The 17566-nt window shown below is 44.0% G+C and carries 16 protein-coding genes; 6 read left to right on the top strand and 10 right to left on the bottom strand.

The features are described 5' to 3' along the window. Positions 1-9: 9 nt before the first annotated feature. Positions 10-1704 (bottom strand): hypothetical protein, encoded by a 1695-nt coding sequence (locus ACX0G9_RS08150; protein WP_459064386.1) that lies wholly within the window; start codon positions 1702-1704, stop codon positions 10-12. A 50-nt stretch (positions 1705-1754) separates the two neighbouring features. Here ACX0G9_RS08150 and ACX0G9_RS08145 point away from each other — a divergent pair, with 50 nt between their 5' ends. Next, positions 1755-3737: a beta-L-arabinofuranosidase domain-containing protein gene (locus ACX0G9_RS08145; protein WP_459064385.1), complete on the top strand. Its 1983-nt coding sequence runs from the start codon at positions 1755-1757 to the stop codon at positions 3735-3737. A 6-nt stretch (positions 3738-3743) separates the two neighbouring features. On the opposite strand, the gene ACX0G9_RS08140 is transcribed toward ACX0G9_RS08145, so the two are convergent. The 4 genes from ACX0G9_RS08140 to ACX0G9_RS08125 all read right to left on the bottom strand — a co-directional run bounded on the left by ACX0G9_RS08140 (position 3744) and on the right by ACX0G9_RS08125 (position 6838). Next, positions 3744-4733 carry a helix-turn-helix domain-containing protein gene (locus ACX0G9_RS08140; RefSeq protein ID WP_459064384.1) on the bottom strand — a complete coding sequence of 330 codons (990 nt, stop codon included), beginning with the start codon at positions 4731-4733 and terminating at the stop codon, positions 3744-3746. Between the two features lie 31 nt (positions 4734-4764). Then, positions 4765-5826, bottom strand: coding sequence for an alkene reductase (locus tag ACX0G9_RS08135; protein ID WP_459064383.1), 1062 nt, complete (start codon positions 5824-5826; stop codon positions 4765-4767). A gap of 19 nt (positions 5827-5845) precedes the next feature. After that, a complete protein-coding gene (locus tag ACX0G9_RS08130; RefSeq protein WP_459064382.1) occupies positions 5846-6346 on the bottom strand; it encodes a cupin domain-containing protein in 501 nt (166 codons plus the stop codon). A gap of 114 nt (positions 6347-6460) precedes the next feature. Beyond that, complete coding sequence (locus ACX0G9_RS08125; RefSeq protein ID WP_459064381.1) at positions 6461-6838, bottom strand: hypothetical protein; 378 nt, start codon at positions 6836-6838, stop codon at positions 6461-6463. Positions 6839-7133: 295 nt separating this feature from the next. Here ACX0G9_RS08125 and ACX0G9_RS08120 point away from each other — a divergent pair, with 295 nt between their 5' ends. From ACX0G9_RS08120 to ACX0G9_RS08100, 5 genes are all read left to right on the top strand, one after another. Further along, positions 7134-7742 (top strand): YceI family protein, encoded by a 609-nt coding sequence (locus tag ACX0G9_RS08120; RefSeq protein ID WP_459064380.1) that lies wholly within the window; start codon positions 7134-7136, stop codon positions 7740-7742. A 53-nt stretch (positions 7743-7795) separates the two neighbouring features. Further along, positions 7796-9151, top strand: a complete 1356-nt coding sequence (locus tag ACX0G9_RS08115; protein WP_459064379.1) for a hypothetical protein — start codon at positions 7796-7798, stop codon at positions 9149-9151. 22 nt (positions 9152-9173) lie between these two features. Next, positions 9174-9785, top strand: coding sequence for a hypothetical protein (locus ACX0G9_RS08110; RefSeq protein ID WP_459064378.1), 612 nt, complete (start codon positions 9174-9176; stop codon positions 9783-9785). Positions 9786-10179: 394 nt separating this feature from the next. Then, positions 10180-12600, top strand: a complete 2421-nt coding sequence (locus ACX0G9_RS08105) for a glycoside hydrolase family 31 protein (RefSeq protein WP_459064377.1) — start codon at positions 10180-10182, stop codon at positions 12598-12600. A gap of 96 nt (positions 12601-12696) precedes the next feature. After that, positions 12697-13893: a DUF1624 domain-containing protein gene (locus ACX0G9_RS08100; RefSeq protein WP_459064376.1), complete on the top strand. Its 1197-nt coding sequence runs from the start codon at positions 12697-12699 to the stop codon at positions 13891-13893. 34 nt (positions 13894-13927) lie between these two features. Here the strand turns inward: ACX0G9_RS08100 and ACX0G9_RS08095 are convergent, their stop codons facing one another. The 5 genes from ACX0G9_RS08095 to ACX0G9_RS08075 form a co-directional block, all read right to left on the bottom strand. Further along, complete coding sequence (locus tag ACX0G9_RS08095; RefSeq protein WP_459064375.1) at positions 13928-14818, bottom strand: alpha/beta fold hydrolase; 891 nt, start codon at positions 14816-14818, stop codon at positions 13928-13930. A 4-nt stretch (positions 14819-14822) separates the two neighbouring features. Beyond that, on the bottom strand, positions 14823-15311 hold the full coding sequence (locus ACX0G9_RS08090; protein WP_459064374.1) for an SRPBCC family protein: 489 nt from the start codon (positions 15309-15311) through the stop codon (positions 14823-14825). Positions 15312-15315: 4 nt separating this feature from the next. After that, a complete protein-coding gene (locus ACX0G9_RS08085; RefSeq protein ID WP_459064373.1) occupies positions 15316-15696 on the bottom strand; it encodes an ArsR/SmtB family transcription factor in 381 nt (126 codons plus the stop codon). A 105-nt stretch (positions 15697-15801) separates the two neighbouring features. Then, positions 15802-16818: an NAD-dependent epimerase/dehydratase family protein gene (locus ACX0G9_RS08080; protein WP_459064372.1), complete on the bottom strand. Its 1017-nt coding sequence runs from the start codon at positions 16816-16818 to the stop codon at positions 15802-15804. 116 nt (positions 16819-16934) lie between these two features. Further along, positions 16935-17510 (bottom strand): Crp/Fnr family transcriptional regulator, encoded by a 576-nt coding sequence (locus ACX0G9_RS08075; protein WP_459064371.1) that lies wholly within the window; start codon positions 17508-17510, stop codon positions 16935-16937. Positions 17511-17566 lie beyond the last annotated feature (56 nt).

Raw genomic sequence — 17566 nt, 5'->3', positions numbered from 1 at the left:
AAAATTGGTTTAGTCTGCGAAAATTAATCGTAAAGTATTTGAATCCGGGCTTACTCTCCATACTGAACCGTTATCCGGTTTTGAAAAAAATCCTTTCTCCGCCTTAACCTGATACTTCATATGTTCAAAACTGCATTCCACGCTTTTAGCATTTACCTGATCGAATGGCAGCTTGCTTTTTTCGGTGGTATTCAGATCAAAAAACCAGTTTATGGCATTCGTACTCACTAATTGTATGTTAATCTCTCGCTCACTTATATCCATTTCAAAGCTTCCATCCCTCATTTTTAATGGCCAGGAAATATGCATCGAAGAGCTTCCCGTTTTTGTAAACACAGGATCCCTGCCTTCCAGGGCAACTACTTTGCCGTCAAGGATTGTTTTTAAGCGCAGGCCTGCAATTTGGCTGGGTTTGCTCCAAAGGTATCCATCCACGAAAGGTAAGGTGAAAAAGGAACATTCATTGGATGTTGCAGCCTGTGTTTCATAAACAGAAGGGAGATTTTCGTTGAACAAATGTATATCGCGTATTCTTAAGGTCCCGTTTTCCCAAAGCATATTTATTCGGTAATACCGGCTGTTAAACCATACTGTCCGGAGATCACTGCCATCGATATCTTTATCAACGGAAAATGAGGTCGCTGGCGTGACTTTATAATTTTCCCTGAACCAACGGCCCGATGTCTCCATTGTTTCCACCCTGATCTTGTTTTCATCCCGTAAACGGGCAATCAATGGCATCTGTATTTCAAAGCCTTTGGCCATAGCGTCCCAGGTAAACGAATTTTCCTGTCCTGCCTGGGTGTAGTTGAAACCAATGGATTGATCACGGGTAAATGACGCAAAGAACCAATTGACCCATGCCGAATCACCGCCTCCGAATTTATATACCGGTTCAAGGGTAACTACGCCTTGCCTTGTGGTCCCTAAACCATTGTCATACTGCCTGACCGGGTCGCTCCCAAGCATTCTGAAAATTGGCACCGGAATTTGGTTCTGTTCATGTTGAGCAGGCATGTAGGAATTAATTTTGCTCGGATAATAAGCCTGGTTCCAGTATCCGCCCCATAAGGTATACCCATCTGTTCCATATTGATCTTTGCAATTGCTTGAAGCAACAATCTTATATTTTTCATACATGTAATTCAAACTATACGCATCGATAAACCAGGAGCCCACAGATTTAGGGTAGTATCCAAAAATCTTTTTAAAGTCATCCATATAAACATCGATTAACTTTTCGCGTTCCTTATGCGTATACCCTGTGGAGAAACCAATATTTGCCCGCCAATCCCATGGATACTTTCCCCGCCATTTTAAACCGGCCTTTTCTACAAGCGGCTGAGGAATCTCCCACCAGGCACCGATTTCAAAGGCTTCCTTTGGAAGACTTTTCAAAAGTTGCTGATACCTTGGGTCAAGCAAGGCATCGTATTGCAATAAAAAAGTCCCGCCAAGCTTATACTTTTTCATAATGGCGATCTGTTTAACAACAGTCTGGAATAGGACCTCTTCGGTAATAGCCGTATCTCTCGGTTCGAGTAAACGAATAAAATTTACGATGTTTACGATCTTTGGCGATTCTTCCTTAAGCGGAGGGTTTATTCCCGGCATTGTCCTGTAGAAGGAGCATAACAAGCCACCCAGGCAGATTAAACTAAAAACGAAATATCTCCCCTGTTTCCAGACGTTTGTAAATTTCATGGAAATCAAATTAAACAATAATGCTCATCTTGCATGAAAATAATCCCTGAATGAAACCAAACTATATTTTCCTGCTTATAATGGTCTGTATGCAAACCTGTTTCGGATTTAATTCCAGGGGGCAGAATCACTACCTGGAATTACCCCTGGGAGCAATAAAACCAAAAGGCTGGTTACAAGAAATGCTGATCCGTCAAAAAAATGGGGCAACAGGTAACCTGGACAAACTCTATCCGCTTGTCATGAACCAACGGAACGGTTGGCTGGGCGGTGATGGAGACCAATGGGAACGTGGCCCCTATTGGATTGATGGTCTTTTACCGCTTGCTTATATCCTTCAGGACAAGGAACTGATTGCCAAAACCCAACCCTGGATCGAATGGGCTATAAAAAGCCAGCAGCCGGACGGTTATTTTGGGCCTTCCCGGGATTATCCTGATGAACCTGGAATACAGCGGGATAACAGCCGCGACTGGTGGCCGAAAATGGTCATGCTCAAAGTGCTTCAGCAATATTATTCCGCAACCGGGGATCCCAGAGTGATCAGCCTGATGACCCATTATTTTAAGTACCAGTTAAAAGAACTCCCCTTAAAACCGCTGGATCACTGGACTTTCTGGGCCCGTTACCGGGGCGGAGATAACCTGATGGTGGTTTACTGGTTGTATAACATCACAGGCGATAAATTCCTGCTGGATCTTGGAGAATTATTACACCAACAAACCTTTGATTTTACCCATGCCTTTCTGGATACGGATCTGCTCTCCACTTTGGGAAGCATTCATTGTGTCAACCTGGCGCAGGGAATGAAGGAGCCAATAATTTATTACCAGCATCACCGCGACAATAGATTTTTAACAGCCACCGAAAAAGGGTTTAGCGACATCCGCAAATATGATGGGATGGCCCACGGCCTCTATGGAGGGGATGAGGCCTTGCATGGCAACGATCCGACACAAGGGTCCGAATTATGCAGTGCGGTAGAAATGATGTTCTCCCTGGAAAACATGCTGGCGATTACCGGCAGGAGCGGATATGCCGATCATCTGGAAAAACTGGCCTTTAATGCGCTCCCTGCCCAGATTTCAGACGATTTCCTGGAACATCAGTACTATCAGCAGGCCAACCAGGTCAGTGCGACCAGGCATGTACGCAATTTCGATCAGAACCACGGCGGGACCGATCTTTGTTTTGGCTTGTTGACCGGGTATCCCTGCTGCACTTCCAATATGCACCAGGGCTGGCCAAAATTTACACAGAACCTCTGGTACAGGACCGCAGACAAGGGCATTGCAGCATTGGTCTACTCTCCCAGTGAAGTGCAAACCACCTTGGGAAATGGCACCGGGATACATTTTACAGAGGAAACCAATTATCCATTTGATGAAACGATCCTCTTTACCCTGAGCCTGGCCAAACAAATCAAGCCGATCTCCTTTCCCTTCCATCTGCGCATTCCGGCATGGTGCAACAACGGGTCTGTCAAAATCAATGGGAAATTATGGAAGGAGTACCAAGGGGATCAGATCATAAAAATTGAACGGGAATGGAAGACAGGAGATATCGTGGAGCTGAATTTACCCATGCATATTTTCAAAAATACCTGGCATGAGCATTCCCTGTCTGTTGAACGCGGTCCTCTTACCTATGCCCTTAAGATGAACGAAGAAGTCCATAGAATAAAGAATACCAGCGATTCGTCTGTTTACGGTGGTTATTATGATGAGATCCATTCTTCTTCTCCATGGAACTTCGGATTGATGGAAACTCCCGACGACAAACTGGAAGAACAATATAAAGTGGAAAAGACGGCACTGTCTTCCAATTTCCCCTGGAATCTTCAACATGTACCTATCTCTATAAAAACCCATGGCCAACGAATACCTTCCTGGACCTTGTACAACGAAATGGCGGGCCCCTTGCCATATAGCATCATCGATGGTTTGGATACGGCCCAGCCGGAGGAAATAACCCTTGTTCCCTATGGCTGCACTATTTTGCGCATTTCCCAATTTCCTGAAATAAGAAAATAGTTTCCGCTAGGCTGCCGTGATCTTCGAAGAAGTTTCCTCCAGGGTATCCTTAAACCGTTTGGGTTTCATTCGATGGTGTTTTTCAAATAACCGGGTGAAATGGCTCAGGTTGGAGAAACCAATTCTGTAGCCTACCTGGGATACGGAGAATTCCCTTAAGAGCTGCGCGGCCACCTTCATTCTTTCCACCTGGAAATAATTGTAAATACTGTCTCCAAAAATTTGACGAAAAAGTTGTTTCATCTTGGTCGAGCTCATTCCTATATTCCTGGCCAGATCTGGCAATTGGGGCGGAACGCTCAGATCTGCCAACATAATGGCACGCACCTGGTATATCTTATTTACATCCTCCTGGTTGACGGAAAAAGAAGCGCCTTCTTTCCGTGAAAAAAGCCTGGCAAACAAAAAATAAATCAACTCCAGTGCACGGGTTTTATAAAGTAAGGCAGACAGCTTTGTGGTTTCGTCGATCTGGCTGAGCTGTTTCAGCGTTTGTTCCATTTCCCTGGTCATTGCCTCATGAAGTATAAAAGAAGGATTTTCCCTGATCGTATTTTCCATTACAGCACCTTCTTCTCCAAGTTGTAATAAATCAAGTAAGGACTGACGGGTAATAAGGATCACCAGGAAATTGATTTCTTCCCCGGGGGGAATCTTTACTTCGGTAAAAAAATTACAGGTACCGAATTCTGCTTCATATCCTCTGCCTTTGGTAAAAAAGGATTCCTTGCCGGGCATCCTGCGGCCATCGAACTTAATGGTCAGCATATCCGTTTCCCCTGATTCATGGCGTCTCAGAATAAACTCCTGTCTCAGCGTATAACGATGTATGCACAGGGAAAGGCCATTATCGGGATAAATTTCCCGGATATATCCTTCCCCGAGCATTTCAGGAAGGAATACCTGGTCTTTGGTGCCTCTACTGTTAAACCGTTTGGTAAAAGCCGACAGGAAGTGGAATTTTTTCCCTGCCTCGAAATCAAATACTACTGCCATAAATTGTCATTTATCCCGGATAAAAGATAGTTCATTTCGGATAATCGACATAGCCCTTGGCCCCAGGCGTATAAAAGGTGGTAAAATCCGGCTGATTGAGGGTTTGTTTTCCGGCAATACGTTTATCCAGATCCGGGTTGGCTAAAAAGGACTTGCCAAAAGCAATCAGGTCCGCGACCCCATTATTCAAGGCAGCTTCCGCGGTTTCCGGCGTAAATCCGTTACACAGGATAATCGTGCCGGTAAAGGAGGCCCTGATGGCATCCAATGTCTTTTGCGGCACCTGGGGGGATATGGCAATATGGAGATAGGCGATTCCGATCTTTTCCATTTCTTTGGCCAGATAATGATAGGTATCGAACACTTCGGCCTCCGGATAAGACTGCATATCGTTAAAGGTGTTATAGGGTGAAAATCGAATACCTACCTTTTCCTTTCCTATACTGGCAGCGATACCCCCGGCCAATTCTATAGCGAATGCTGCTCGTCCTTCTATCGAACCGCCATATTCGTCGGTGCGGGTATTGACGTTCGGGTTTAAGAACTGTTCGATCAGATACCCGTTTGCACCATGGAGTTCGATACCATCAAAACCGGCTTCCATCGCCTGCTGTGCAGCGACTATATGCCCCCTGATGACATCCTTTACTTCTTCTGTCGTTAAGGCTACCGGCCCGGAATGATCCTGCAACCCTCCTTTATCTGTAAAGATCCGGCCGGCCGCTTTGATCGAAGAGACCCCGACTATTGTCTTCCCTTCAGGTAAATTATCCTGGTGACCAATACGCCCGGTATGCATTAATTGTAAAAAGATCTTACTGCCCCTTGTGTGTACAGCAGCCGTTATTTTCTTCCATCCGGCCACCTGGACCGCTGAGAATATGCCCGGTATACGCGGATAACCCAGGCCTTCCGGTAAAGGCGCCGTACCTTCGGTGATGATCAGTCCGGCTCCCTGACGCTGGCCATAGTATTCGGCCATCAGGTCATTTGGTATATTACCGGTAGCCCTGCTCCGGGTCATCGGAGCCATCACCAGGTGATTTTTTAGCTGCAGTTTTCCTTTTGCATAGGGTGATAAAAGGATATCCATACTATTTATTCTTTGATTATTATCCCAGATAATCCGGGGGGAAAAGTTTCATACCAAATTTCTCAACGACCGGCAGTATTTTTTTTATAGCCTCTTCATCCATTGGTGGGGGCGCGAGGAAAGATCCGGGGGCGACAGGTTGCCCGATTTCCAGGAAAAATTCTTCCAGACCGGAAGGAGCAACCAAACAAAGAAGATGCGTTATCTGATCCGTTTTGTTTTTAAAACAATGCACTACCCCGCCTTTCGGAATACTGACAAATGATCCTTTTTTAGCGATATAGGTTCCCTCTTCGGATTTAACCTCGATCTCGCCATCGATAATATAAAAGGATTCCTGGAAATCCGCATGTGCATGGGGACCCGGGCCGCCATTGGGAGGTATGAGCATGTCGATGGCGGCATAAGCCCCTCCGGTCTCTTTACCGGTCATAAGAATTCGGTATGTATCCCCAACCACGGACACAGTCTGTCCCTCCTGTGGTCCTGTAGTAACGGGTGCTCTTTTTAAATTTTCCATATTGCTGTAAGATTTATGAAAGGCAAATCTCGCCGTAATGGATGGAACAAAATAGCGTAATGAGACATAAAAATAGTCCGATCGGACATTAATCCAACAGGCTATTACCTTTCATTAGATCAACTTATTCATTTTGAACGTAAACATAAAAACCAATCCACCGAGTAACACCGCCAGGTGAATTCCCCAAATTACATATTGGATATTCTTAATCCAACCGATTGGCTTACTGGCAGCAATTACATATAGACTAAAGCCAACCACCATGAATTCTAAAAACACCACCACCAACTCCCTCGTTTCAAAAATATGCTGCTGAACTTTTATTTGTTTGGCTATCCAATAGATAACAAACGATCCGCTGGTGAGAAAATTTAAAAAAGCAGTCAGCGTGATCATCTTTTTCGTATAATACCCTATTCCCAGAACTATTACATTCGCTACGATTATTGTAATTAAGCCAACAATCACTCCTTGATCCGTTTTACCCATACTTACTCTTCCTTTTGCTTTTTAAATTGGATATTCTCCAGCATCATAAAATTATACTCCATCTCATAAAATTACTTTGTTCCGGGTCCTCTTTTTTAAGGAAGCCGTAAACGGGATGTTTTACTTAGTAAACGGCACCATTCTTTTATTTTTTGGGTTCTTGGAATGTATTTAATCACCTGCAGGAATGACTTAACTCATATCACCAGCCCTGACAGGTCATAGAATAAAGGAGCGGTCACAGGTACATTTGCCGGTCACTCAGCGAATATCAAACCTCAAAAACAGACAAATAATGAAACGTTTACCAACACACCATTCAATTTTATTCATAATTACGGGAGTATTGCTGGGTTGCCTGGCTTTTTCTAACAGGGTTACCGGGCAAACCACCTATCAATCTGCGGGCGGAGTAAAGCTCGTCATTGAAGGAACTTCCAATATACATGACTGGGAAATGGTTTCGGACAAAGGGATCTGTTCGGCCGTGTTTGAAGTAAATAATTCAGGCATTCCCACAGGCATAAGCGCCCTTAATTTCTCTGTCCCCGCAGAAAGTCTTAAAAGCGAGCACAAAGCCATGGATAAAAACACCTATAAGGCGCTGGGAACGGACAAGTACGCCTCGATAAGTTTTGTAGCTCCATCAGCCAGTATCAAGGCCGGTGACGGGTCGGTTTACGAGTTGGTGGCAAAGGGCAAACTGACCATATCCGGCGTAACGAAAGAGGTGATCCTTACGGCTGCGGGTATTATGAACCCGGATAAAAGCATTACCTACTCCGGCTCTTATCAATTAAAAATGACAGATTTTAAGGTGAAGCCCCCTACTATTATGTTGGGCAGTATTAAGACTGGAAACACCATAACTGTAAAATACAATCTTGTTCTAAAATCCGCCTGAAAAAAGTGGATTCCAGCCTTCCTTCCATCTTAAAACGTCAAAAAATAGTCATTATGATAAATTTATTACTCCGCCGGACTGGCCAACTGACACTGGCGATTTTGCTCATGGCCCCTGCGGCATTATGGGCGCAAAAACAAAAAGTAAGCTACGGATCTCCCTTATACATGAGACCTTACGACAAGGCGGGGATAAATAGGTTCGAAACAGGAAAAGAGGATGACTCCATAAAATTCGATGGCCTGAAAGTGGGATTTGGCGCTGGTTTTACGCAGCAATACCAGGATCTCCGGGAATCCAATAATGGTTCAATAAACAATAATAGCTCCAATAGATTATATCCGATCACCTCGGGATTTATGACAGCCATGGCCAACTTGTTCATGGATGTCCAATTGGCCGATGGTATCCACCTCAACGTTACCACCTATCTTTCTACCCGTCACCACAACGAAGCATGGGTGAAAGGCGGTTATATTCAATTTGACAAGCTTCCTTTTAAAGGGCAATTCTGGTCAGATTTAATGAAAGTAACTACCATCAGGATAGGTCATATGGAAATCAATTATGGCGATGCCCATTTTCGCAGATCGGATGCCGGTCAGACGATGTACAATCCATTTATGGAAAGCTACATCATGGATGGCTTCGCAACCGAAATCGGCGGAGAAGTGATTTTGCAAAAAAACGGCTTTTTCGCCGTAGGAGCACTCACCAATGGTATGATAAAAGGCTCCGTTGATTCCGTCGGCAAGACACTGCAGGATGATAATACCAGGCGCTCGCCTTCTATCATCCTGAAGGGAGGTTTCGATAAAAAAATAGCCGAAAATGTGCGGTTGCGGCTTTCGGGAAGTTTATACCATAACGGAAGCTCGGATGCCAGCGGACTTACCCTATATGGCGGTGACCGGGGCGGATCGAATTATCAAAATGTGATGGAAAATGCCCCTACCGGTGTCGCGCTTCCTTCTTCTACCGCTATTGCTTTTTCCGGGCGCCTCAACCCCGGTTTTACCAAAAAAGTGGATGCCATTATGTTGAACGGCTTTCTGAAAGCAGGCGGTCTCGAATTTTTCGGCACTTTTGAAAATGCAAACGGCCGCACCAGGACCGAAACATCCGTACGGAACATGCATCAGTATGCTGCAGATTTAATCTACCGTTTTGGCCACCAGGAAAATCTGTATGCCGGTGTCCGGTATAACAAGGTGTCCGGGCGCCTGGCCAATATGACGAATAATATTTCGGTAGACCGCCTTGCGGGTGCTGCAGGATGGTTTGTGACCCGGAATATCTTAATGAAAGGAGAGTATGTGCTTCAGCATTATTATTCGTTCCCTCCCGGAGATTATCGCAGTTCGGGCAAGTTTAACGGCTATGTTATTGAAGCGGTGGTTGGGTTTTAGCCATTAATAAAAGCATTTTGTTATGAAGTTAATTATGCTGGCCTATATTGCCGGGTGCTTTTTTATCCCGGGAAAACCCATAGTAGAGAAATGGGTGATTGAAAAGAACAGTAGTTTATCCTTCGATGGCAAATCAAATGTGAATAGCTTCCGTTGCGACGTAGGGGAATATCTCCAGGCCGATACAATCGAGTTTTATAAGGAAGATAATTACCAGCAGTCTTTTATTATCAAAGGAGGGCCTGCTATCCTTATCAGCAGGTTTGACTGCCACCAGCGAAATATTACGGCAGATATGAGAAAAACTTTGAAAGCCGACAAAAATTCGACTTTAAAAATCGGTTTGCTGAGTCTTGACAATTTCACTGCCCGGTCCGATGTTCAAAAAGTAAAGGGCTGGGTTGCCATTGAACTGGCCGGAATTACACGGAAGATGGAGATAGGCTTTACCCTGCAAAACGATCAAAGAGGGTACCTGCATCTAGGCGGTAAGCGGAAATTGTTGTTTTCAGATTTTGGTTTAACCCCGCCCCGGAAACTGGCAGGCCTGATAAAAGTGAAAGAGGAAATCAATGTTAGTTTCCAGCTCGTTCTGCGACCAGTACAAATGGATGAATCTTTGACTATTAGGTAAGATAGATAATGGTTATTTGAGTAAGGCTTATTATAAAAAAGTAAGCCTCTGTAGAAACAGAGGCCGTAACCAAAACTAACTGCTTATGAGAAACTTAAAAATTTTTATTGAAGGGATGATCATGTAAATCATCTACACAAAGGTAAAGCAGGAGCTGTTAAGGATTCTGTTAAAGCTGCTTGTCTTTTGTTAAATATTCAATAATATCGAAACCTGATTGTTACCTGTCGTTTAAAATTTCAGACAGTTCATTACAATTGGCAATCCTTTCCAATATATTAGCAATCTGCCCTTACGGCCTTTGTACAGTTTTCCATTGGTTTATATTTGAATGTAACTTAATCAGTTAGACTGGTTATTGATCTCCCGGGCATTAACTATAAAATTGGAAAAAATGAACCCCTTTACATCCAAACCCCACTATTTATTACCATTCCTGTTGACTTTATTGAGCCTGGTGCAGGTGCAAGTGCAGGCACAGGTGCAAGCGCAGGCACAGGAAAAGAGTAAGGATAATAGTAAGAATAATAGTAAGAATTATACGAATAATAGTAATACGAGTATAGTAGAGCATAGTTTTAACAAAACTTCGCGGATACGGATTGAGATGATATCCGCTAATATTCTTCGGATTTCTATTGTTCCGGAAGGGGGAGTTTTTCAAAATTCCGGTCTTAACCGCTACGGGTTCATTAATCTACCGGACTCAGGAATTTTCAAACCACAGATTTCCCAGACTAGCCAGGGGTTTTTAGCCCAAACAGCCGATATGCGGGTGAAAATCAATTATGTAACAGGGAATATTCATGTCACAGACCCCGAGGGCAGTAAAGTATTGCTGGATCAATCAGCCGCCACCTTTGACCATGGTACTACAGAGGTCGTTTTTAAGGCAGATAAGGAGGAAGACTGGATCGGTTTTGGAGATCAATCCAGAACCCATCTTTATCACAGAGGGTATATGGCTGATTGCGATGTCCGGTATAAGACGTCCACCTATATTCCGGTTCCCTACTTTATGTCCACCAAAGGAGTTGGGGTATTGGTAAATACCACCTACCATACGATATTCGACATGTGTAAAACAAAACCGGATACCTATAACTGGAAAAATGAAAGCGGTACCATTGATTATTATATTATGGTGGGGAAAGATTTCAAACAACTCCTGAATACCTATACCCATTTAACGGGCCGGCCGCGGCTTCCACCGCAATGGGCATTTGGCTTATGGTTTATCTGCCGCGATCAGGCGGATGATATGGAGGCCGTTACAGCAGCCTATAATTTCAGACATGAAAAAATACCTTGCGACGTAATTGGCCTGGAACCGGGATGGATGGAAGGCCGGTATGATTATTCCACGAAAAAACAATGGAGCTCCATCCGTTTCCCCCATCTTTATTGGTTCAACGAAACCCGGCCTCCCTCGTTTGTGCCCGCCTTAAAAAAGATGGGCTTTAAGTTGGAATTATGGCTTTGCAACAATTATGATCTTAGTTATGAGGCAGAAAGACAAGCGGGAAGAAAGGCAAATCTGGCCTCCTTAGCCAATGGCAATAAGGCAAATGCAACTCCTCCCCTGTTTCAGGATGAACATTTGGGCGGGCATGTATTTTCAGATACGGTAACCATTATCGATCAACCCTGGTTCAAACACCTGGAAAAATTTGTGGATCAGGGTGTTGATTTCTTCAAACAGGATGCTGCCGTGCAAATGGAATTTCATCCGGACCGGTTATGGGGCAATGGAATGAAGGATAAAGAAATGCATAATCTTTATCCGCTGCTTTATTCCCAACAGATGTATGATGGCTTTAAGGCAAAAACAAACCGGCGTCCGGCAGCGCTCACTCCTGCTGGCTGGACTGGTTTTCAGGCCTTTTCCGCTACCTGGACCGGGGATACCGGAGGAGAGTTGACAACGCTGGGAGGTATCTTAAATACATCTATAGTAGGCCAAAGCTGGTCTACCGTAGATATGGAAGTGGGCACTAAAGAGGGCATTCACTATGGTTATCTTTTACCTTTTAGCGAGATCTGCAGCTGGGCCTATTTTAAAATGCCCTGGGTTCAGGGAGAGGAGTTGAAGGACCTGCACCGTTCTTATGCTGAACTCCGGTCCCGGTTATTTCCCTATTTGTATTCCTCAGCCAGGATGGCCACTAAAACAGGATGGCCTTTATTACAGCCCTTAACGATTGTTTATCCGGAGGATAAAAACTGCCGGGAAAATCTTCATCAGTATCTGTTGGGACCTGGTCTTATGGTGGGTATCTATAAAAAAGACATGTATTTCCCTGCAGGAGAATGGAAAGACTACTGGACCGGTGGGATTATTGCGGGATCTCAGCAGAAAGATATTACCTGGCCGGATAATAAGGGTGGCGCTCTCTATATCCATTCAGGCTCCATTATTCCCATGGGACCGGTTGTACAATATCGGGGTGAAAAACCAATGGATGAAATTACCTTATACGTATTTCCGGACCAGCAGGAAACATCTTTTGATCTATACGAAGATGATGGTGTGAGTTTTGATTATGAGAAGGGCAACTATTCCACGACCCGTATTACCGCCAAAAAGACAGCGGCTTCCAGCATAATTGAGATCGGGAAGACCCAAGGAACCTTTGAAAATAGTGTAAAACATAGGACATGGTCTATCATTATGCATATGTCTGCCAAACCTCTTTCGGTATCGATAGATGGAATCTTACTAAAAGAAGATCAGTACACTTACGATGATAACCGAAAGGAGCTGACTATCCGTAGAATAACGACATCGGGGGTGGTAAGTATCCGGGAAAAATAAAAATTGCCGCAAGGAGTACAGGAACTGCCGCAGGGAAGATGATGGCTGCACACTAATGCCAAACCATAGATCTTGCCATTTCCTAAATCTTTTTGTATGGAACCATTTCAAAAACTCAACCCGGCACATACGCGGATCCAATCAGTCGATCTTTTGAGAGGAGCAGTTATGGTCATTATGGCCATCGATCATGTCCGTGCCTATTCCGGTATTCCCGCCGGCAGTCTCTCGCCGGCTGTCTTTTTCGGCCGCTGGATCACGCATTACAGCGCTCCGTCTTTTGCTTTTTTTGCCGGCACCGGCGCATTTTTATTTTTACAGAAATCCGGTAACAAACAGGGCCTCGCCTGGTTTCTTATCACCCGCGGACTTTTGTTGGTTGTGCTGGAGATGACCGTGGTCCGTTTTTTCTGGACCTTCAATTTTGACTATGCCAACTTTATGCTTGCCGGAGTTATCTGGATGCTGGGGTGGTGCATGATCCTCCTTGCACCATTTGTATGGCTGCGTCCGGGGACTATCGGTATCATAGGTCTCGTCCTGATTTTCGCTCAGCAGATATTCCACTTTGTTCCTGCTATTTTCCCGTCCTCAATCCAGGAACCTGTCAGAACGATATGGAGCTTTTTCTATCCCTCAGGATCCAGGAACGCCGTTCTCACCGGCAAATCCGGATTGGAGAACATTATGGGCGTCAGCATTTTATACGTTCTGATCCCATGGATCGGCGTGATGATGGCTGGTTATGGTTTCGGGCAGCTGCTCCTTCGGGATCCCGGGACGGTAAGAAAAATCTGTCTCCGGATCGGTATTTCTGCTATCCTTCTTTTCCTCGTAGCCGGGACAATAATGATCCTGGTAAGTCCATCGGGAGACAGTGACATTCCATTTATTTTCAAACTCCTGGGGCAACAGAAATATCCACCATCCCAGCTCTACTTGTTGATGACGCTCGGGCCGGTGATCGCACTGGTCCCATGGGCCGAAAAGGTAAAAGGAGGATTTTCGAATGTGCTGACCATCATTGGACGTGTCCCGCTATTCTTCTATTTACTGCACTTACTCCTGATCCATCTTTCTGCATTCATCGTAAACCTGGTCCGCTCAGGAACTATTCACCAGGACTGGTATGCTACCGCGCCCCTGGTGGGAATTCCAGAAGACCAGCGCTGGGGGTTATCCTCGCTTTATCTTGTCTGGTTGATCGACGTGGTCATCCTCTATTTTGCCTGTCGCTGGTATGCGGGCTACAAATCCAGGCACCCGGAAAAAGCATGGTTAAAATATCTGTAGAGGTGTACCGTTGGGTCTTCCAGGATAGCGACATCTAGTTTTTGTCAAGGAATCTTTCCATCATGGAAATAACAAAGGCTGCTTCCCGGGAATCAGATTTCAGTGTTGTTATTTCCTCAATATACTCACCATGTACGCCCGGTATTATAGCTAATGACGAGTTGGCCATTTGTCGGTGCATTTCGATAGCGTGCTCGGGTAATATAACATCCTGGTCGCCTATGATAATCAAGGCCGGAGATTTAATAGATTTGATCTGTTCGTCGGGTATGTCTCTAAAATTTACCATCCGTTTTGCATCCTTATCGTGCATGATTTGCAGGCCATTTGGGTTTGGTGCAACCTGCAGATAAGCTTCTTTTAGCTCTTTGGGCATATTGGCTAACCGGGCCTGTTTCATAAAATCCCAAAACTGCGCAGGAACGCCATTACGTTTGCAAAGGGTAGAGCCTAAAATAAGCTTGCCCACTATTTCAGGGTGACGAATGGCAATCTGAACAGCAGTTGTCCCCCCATTACTGAAACCAAAAAAATCTGCCTGATCAATATTCAAATTCTTTAAAATTGTGGCAATATCATCTGCGTCCTGCTCAAAGGATATCTCCTTGTCTCTGTCACCGGTTCTTCCGTGAGCTTGCAACTCAACAGCTATAAGTCTTCTATGTTTAGCAAGCATAGGGATGACCCTACCAAATGTTGTTTGAATGGTAGAGCCTCCACCATGAATCAGAACAAGCGGCTTGCCTTGACCATAAATTTCATAATACATTTTAATTCCGTTGACTTCAGAATAGCCTTTTTTGGAAATCAGGGTATCCTTTGCGATCGTTTTAATTGGATTACTGTTTGCTTCTGATTGTTTTACATTTTTGAATGATGATAGAACCAGAACTGCTAGAACAGCATGTAGGATTGTCCCTTTCATTTTATTAGTTTAGATGGAGTACTGTTTGCATTTTGTTCAACATTTGCAGCCAACTTGGGTATGCGCCAGTTCTTTTAGCAATTTCCGGGGAAACTGTTTGCCGTAATTGCAATTTCGTTTGACCATTTTCTTCTGTGAGTGTCACCGTAACAAGCGTTTCACCCGGCCAATCAGGGTCCATACCGATTTCAACCGGGTTTATTGGATTACCATTTTCATCCGCGTTGATCAGGGTAAACACAATTCTTGAGTTAGGCACAACTTCTTTGTATTCCCCTATGCACCAACAGTCCCCGAATTGAGGATTGGAAATACAGGAATGGAATTGTCCGCCTGTTTTAATGTTAATTTTTTTGAAGAAAACGGTGCAGCCATCAGGTGCATACCATTTCATTAATTTCTCAGGGTCTGTCCATGCACTAAAGACTTTTGCAGGACTTGCGTTAAAGATTTCTTCTATGAAAACTTCATTTTTATTAAGACTATTTTCCATCTTTTTATTTTTTTGATTTATGGATATTCTTAGCTTTTTTCTTTTTGGTTGTATTTATCCGGGCAGGCTGCAAATCCTCCTGTTCGACAAATTTTTTGAGGGCACTCAATCTGCCTGTCCACAATTTGTGATACTGTTCAACCCATGCATGGACCTCGTTAAGTTTTTCCAGTTTTGCTTCAATTAAACGTTCTCTGCCAAGTTGTTTTATGTTTAACAACCCGCATTCAGCAAGGATTTTAAGATGCAGGGAAATAGCCTGACGACTGACATCGAATTGTTCGGCAATCGTGTTAACATTGACAGGTTGGCCCGCAATCATACCTATTATTGCCCGTCTGGTGGGATCGGCTATTGCCTGAAAAACGTCTCTGCGTGTTTCCATAATATGCAATCATTTGCTTGCAAATATATGAGCAAGCATTTGATTGCGCAAATTTTTTTCGTAGAATAACGATATCGGGGATGGTAAGCGTTCCGGAAAAATAGTCTACAAGGATAAAATTTGTTGGTTAGCCATCAGATAGTCAAGGGCTTCCTTTACCGCCTGTTCTGGTTTTTTTGGGTTAAAACCCAGCTCCGTTCTTGCTTTGGAAATGTCAAAATTCTGCTGGAGCCCGGAAAACATGGCTATATCTTTTCTGGTCAGCAATGGCGCTTTCCCCCGAAGTTTAGCAGAAAACTCCATTATCCCGGCGATGGCAGACAATACCGGTTTCGGAACTGCCCGGGGAGTTTTCAATTTTAAATCGGGATATAATGTACCGGCCATTTTGGTAGTGTCTGTAATGGTCATACATTGTTCATTGGCCAAAATATAGCGTTCACCGGCCCTTCCTTTGGTGGCTGCCAGGTAGCAGCCTTCCGCCACATCTTTAACATCGACCCAATTCAGCGTTATTTTTGTGTCCACAGGAATTTCCTTGTTCAGGATCATCTTTAGCACGCCATAGGATACATTCAAGGGCAAAAAAGCTTCATTCCCGATCATCGCGGCTGGCAAAACCGCAACCAACTCAATTCCTAGTTTTTTTGCCAGTTCAAAAGCCAATTTTTCGCCGTCATTTTTAGAATTATAGTACATATCCCTGCGGTCAGGATTATACCCGTTACTTTCTTTGGTTGGCAATTTAGCATAATCTAATGCGGCAATGGAACTTACATATACAATTTTTCTCACCCCCGCTTCGGCCGCGGCCTCAATCGTATTTTTTGTTCCCAGCATATTCACATCATAGATTTCTTTTTTAGGATCCTTTGCCCAAAGTTTAAAGGATGCACCAACGGCATAAAAGGTATCCACTCCCACCAACGCCTTTATAAAGGAAGTTTTATCCGTTATATCTGCCTGTACCACCTCGCAAGACAACCCTGCAAAGGGTGTTTTGTTGCTAATATTTCGTACGGTGGCCCTTACAGGTATTTGTTTTTTGATAAGGCAACGAACCAGGTTATTACCCAAATGTCCATTGGCACCGGATACTAATGCTAAATTTTTCGCTGTCATGATTTTTTGTTTTAATTAATACAGCAAAGTTCAGCAAAGAGCAAGCGGATACACTTGACATTTGTTAGTTAAACAGCAATCACCGATAGTTATTTCCAAAATTTAGGTAAAGGCGATCAGCTTGCCATTTTCCTGCGTATACGACTCAGGCTTTCTGGTTTTATTCCCAAAAAGGAGGCGATATAAGCAACAGGAACATTTTGCAGTATATCGGGATGCTCATCCATCAATTTCCGGTAGCGTTGTTCCGCAGGCAGGGTGGCCAGATCCTTTGAGCGATTCTCATTGTAGGCAAGGGATTCCTGGAATACCGAAATACTGAAATCCTTCATTACAGGACTTTCGGATGTGAACTTGTCCAGATCTTCCTTGGTAATCCTTAAAAGTTCACACTCCGTAATACATTCCACATTTTCATCCGATTTCTTTTTATTGATGAAATTCATGTAAGAAGTAAAAAATCCGGGAGGGCAATTGATATGAGTAGTTACTTCGTCGCCTTGATCATTATAATGGAACAGCCTTAAATAGCCCGAAACAATGTAATAAAGATATTTGGGGGCTTTTCCCTCTTCTTCAATTATCCTGTTTTTCGGAAATAAAACGGGGTCAAAATACTTTTTACAGAGCGAGATCTCCCTGTCTGTCAGGCTAATCTTCGTAGCCATAAAATCCAGGAGTTTATCTATCATTTTACAAGTAATTTATGTAAAAATACAGGGAGATTTTCAGATTGATAACAATCGCT

Source organism: Flavitalea flava (assembly GCF_054461575.1).
This window is presented reverse-complemented; position numbering and strand designations above follow the sequence as displayed.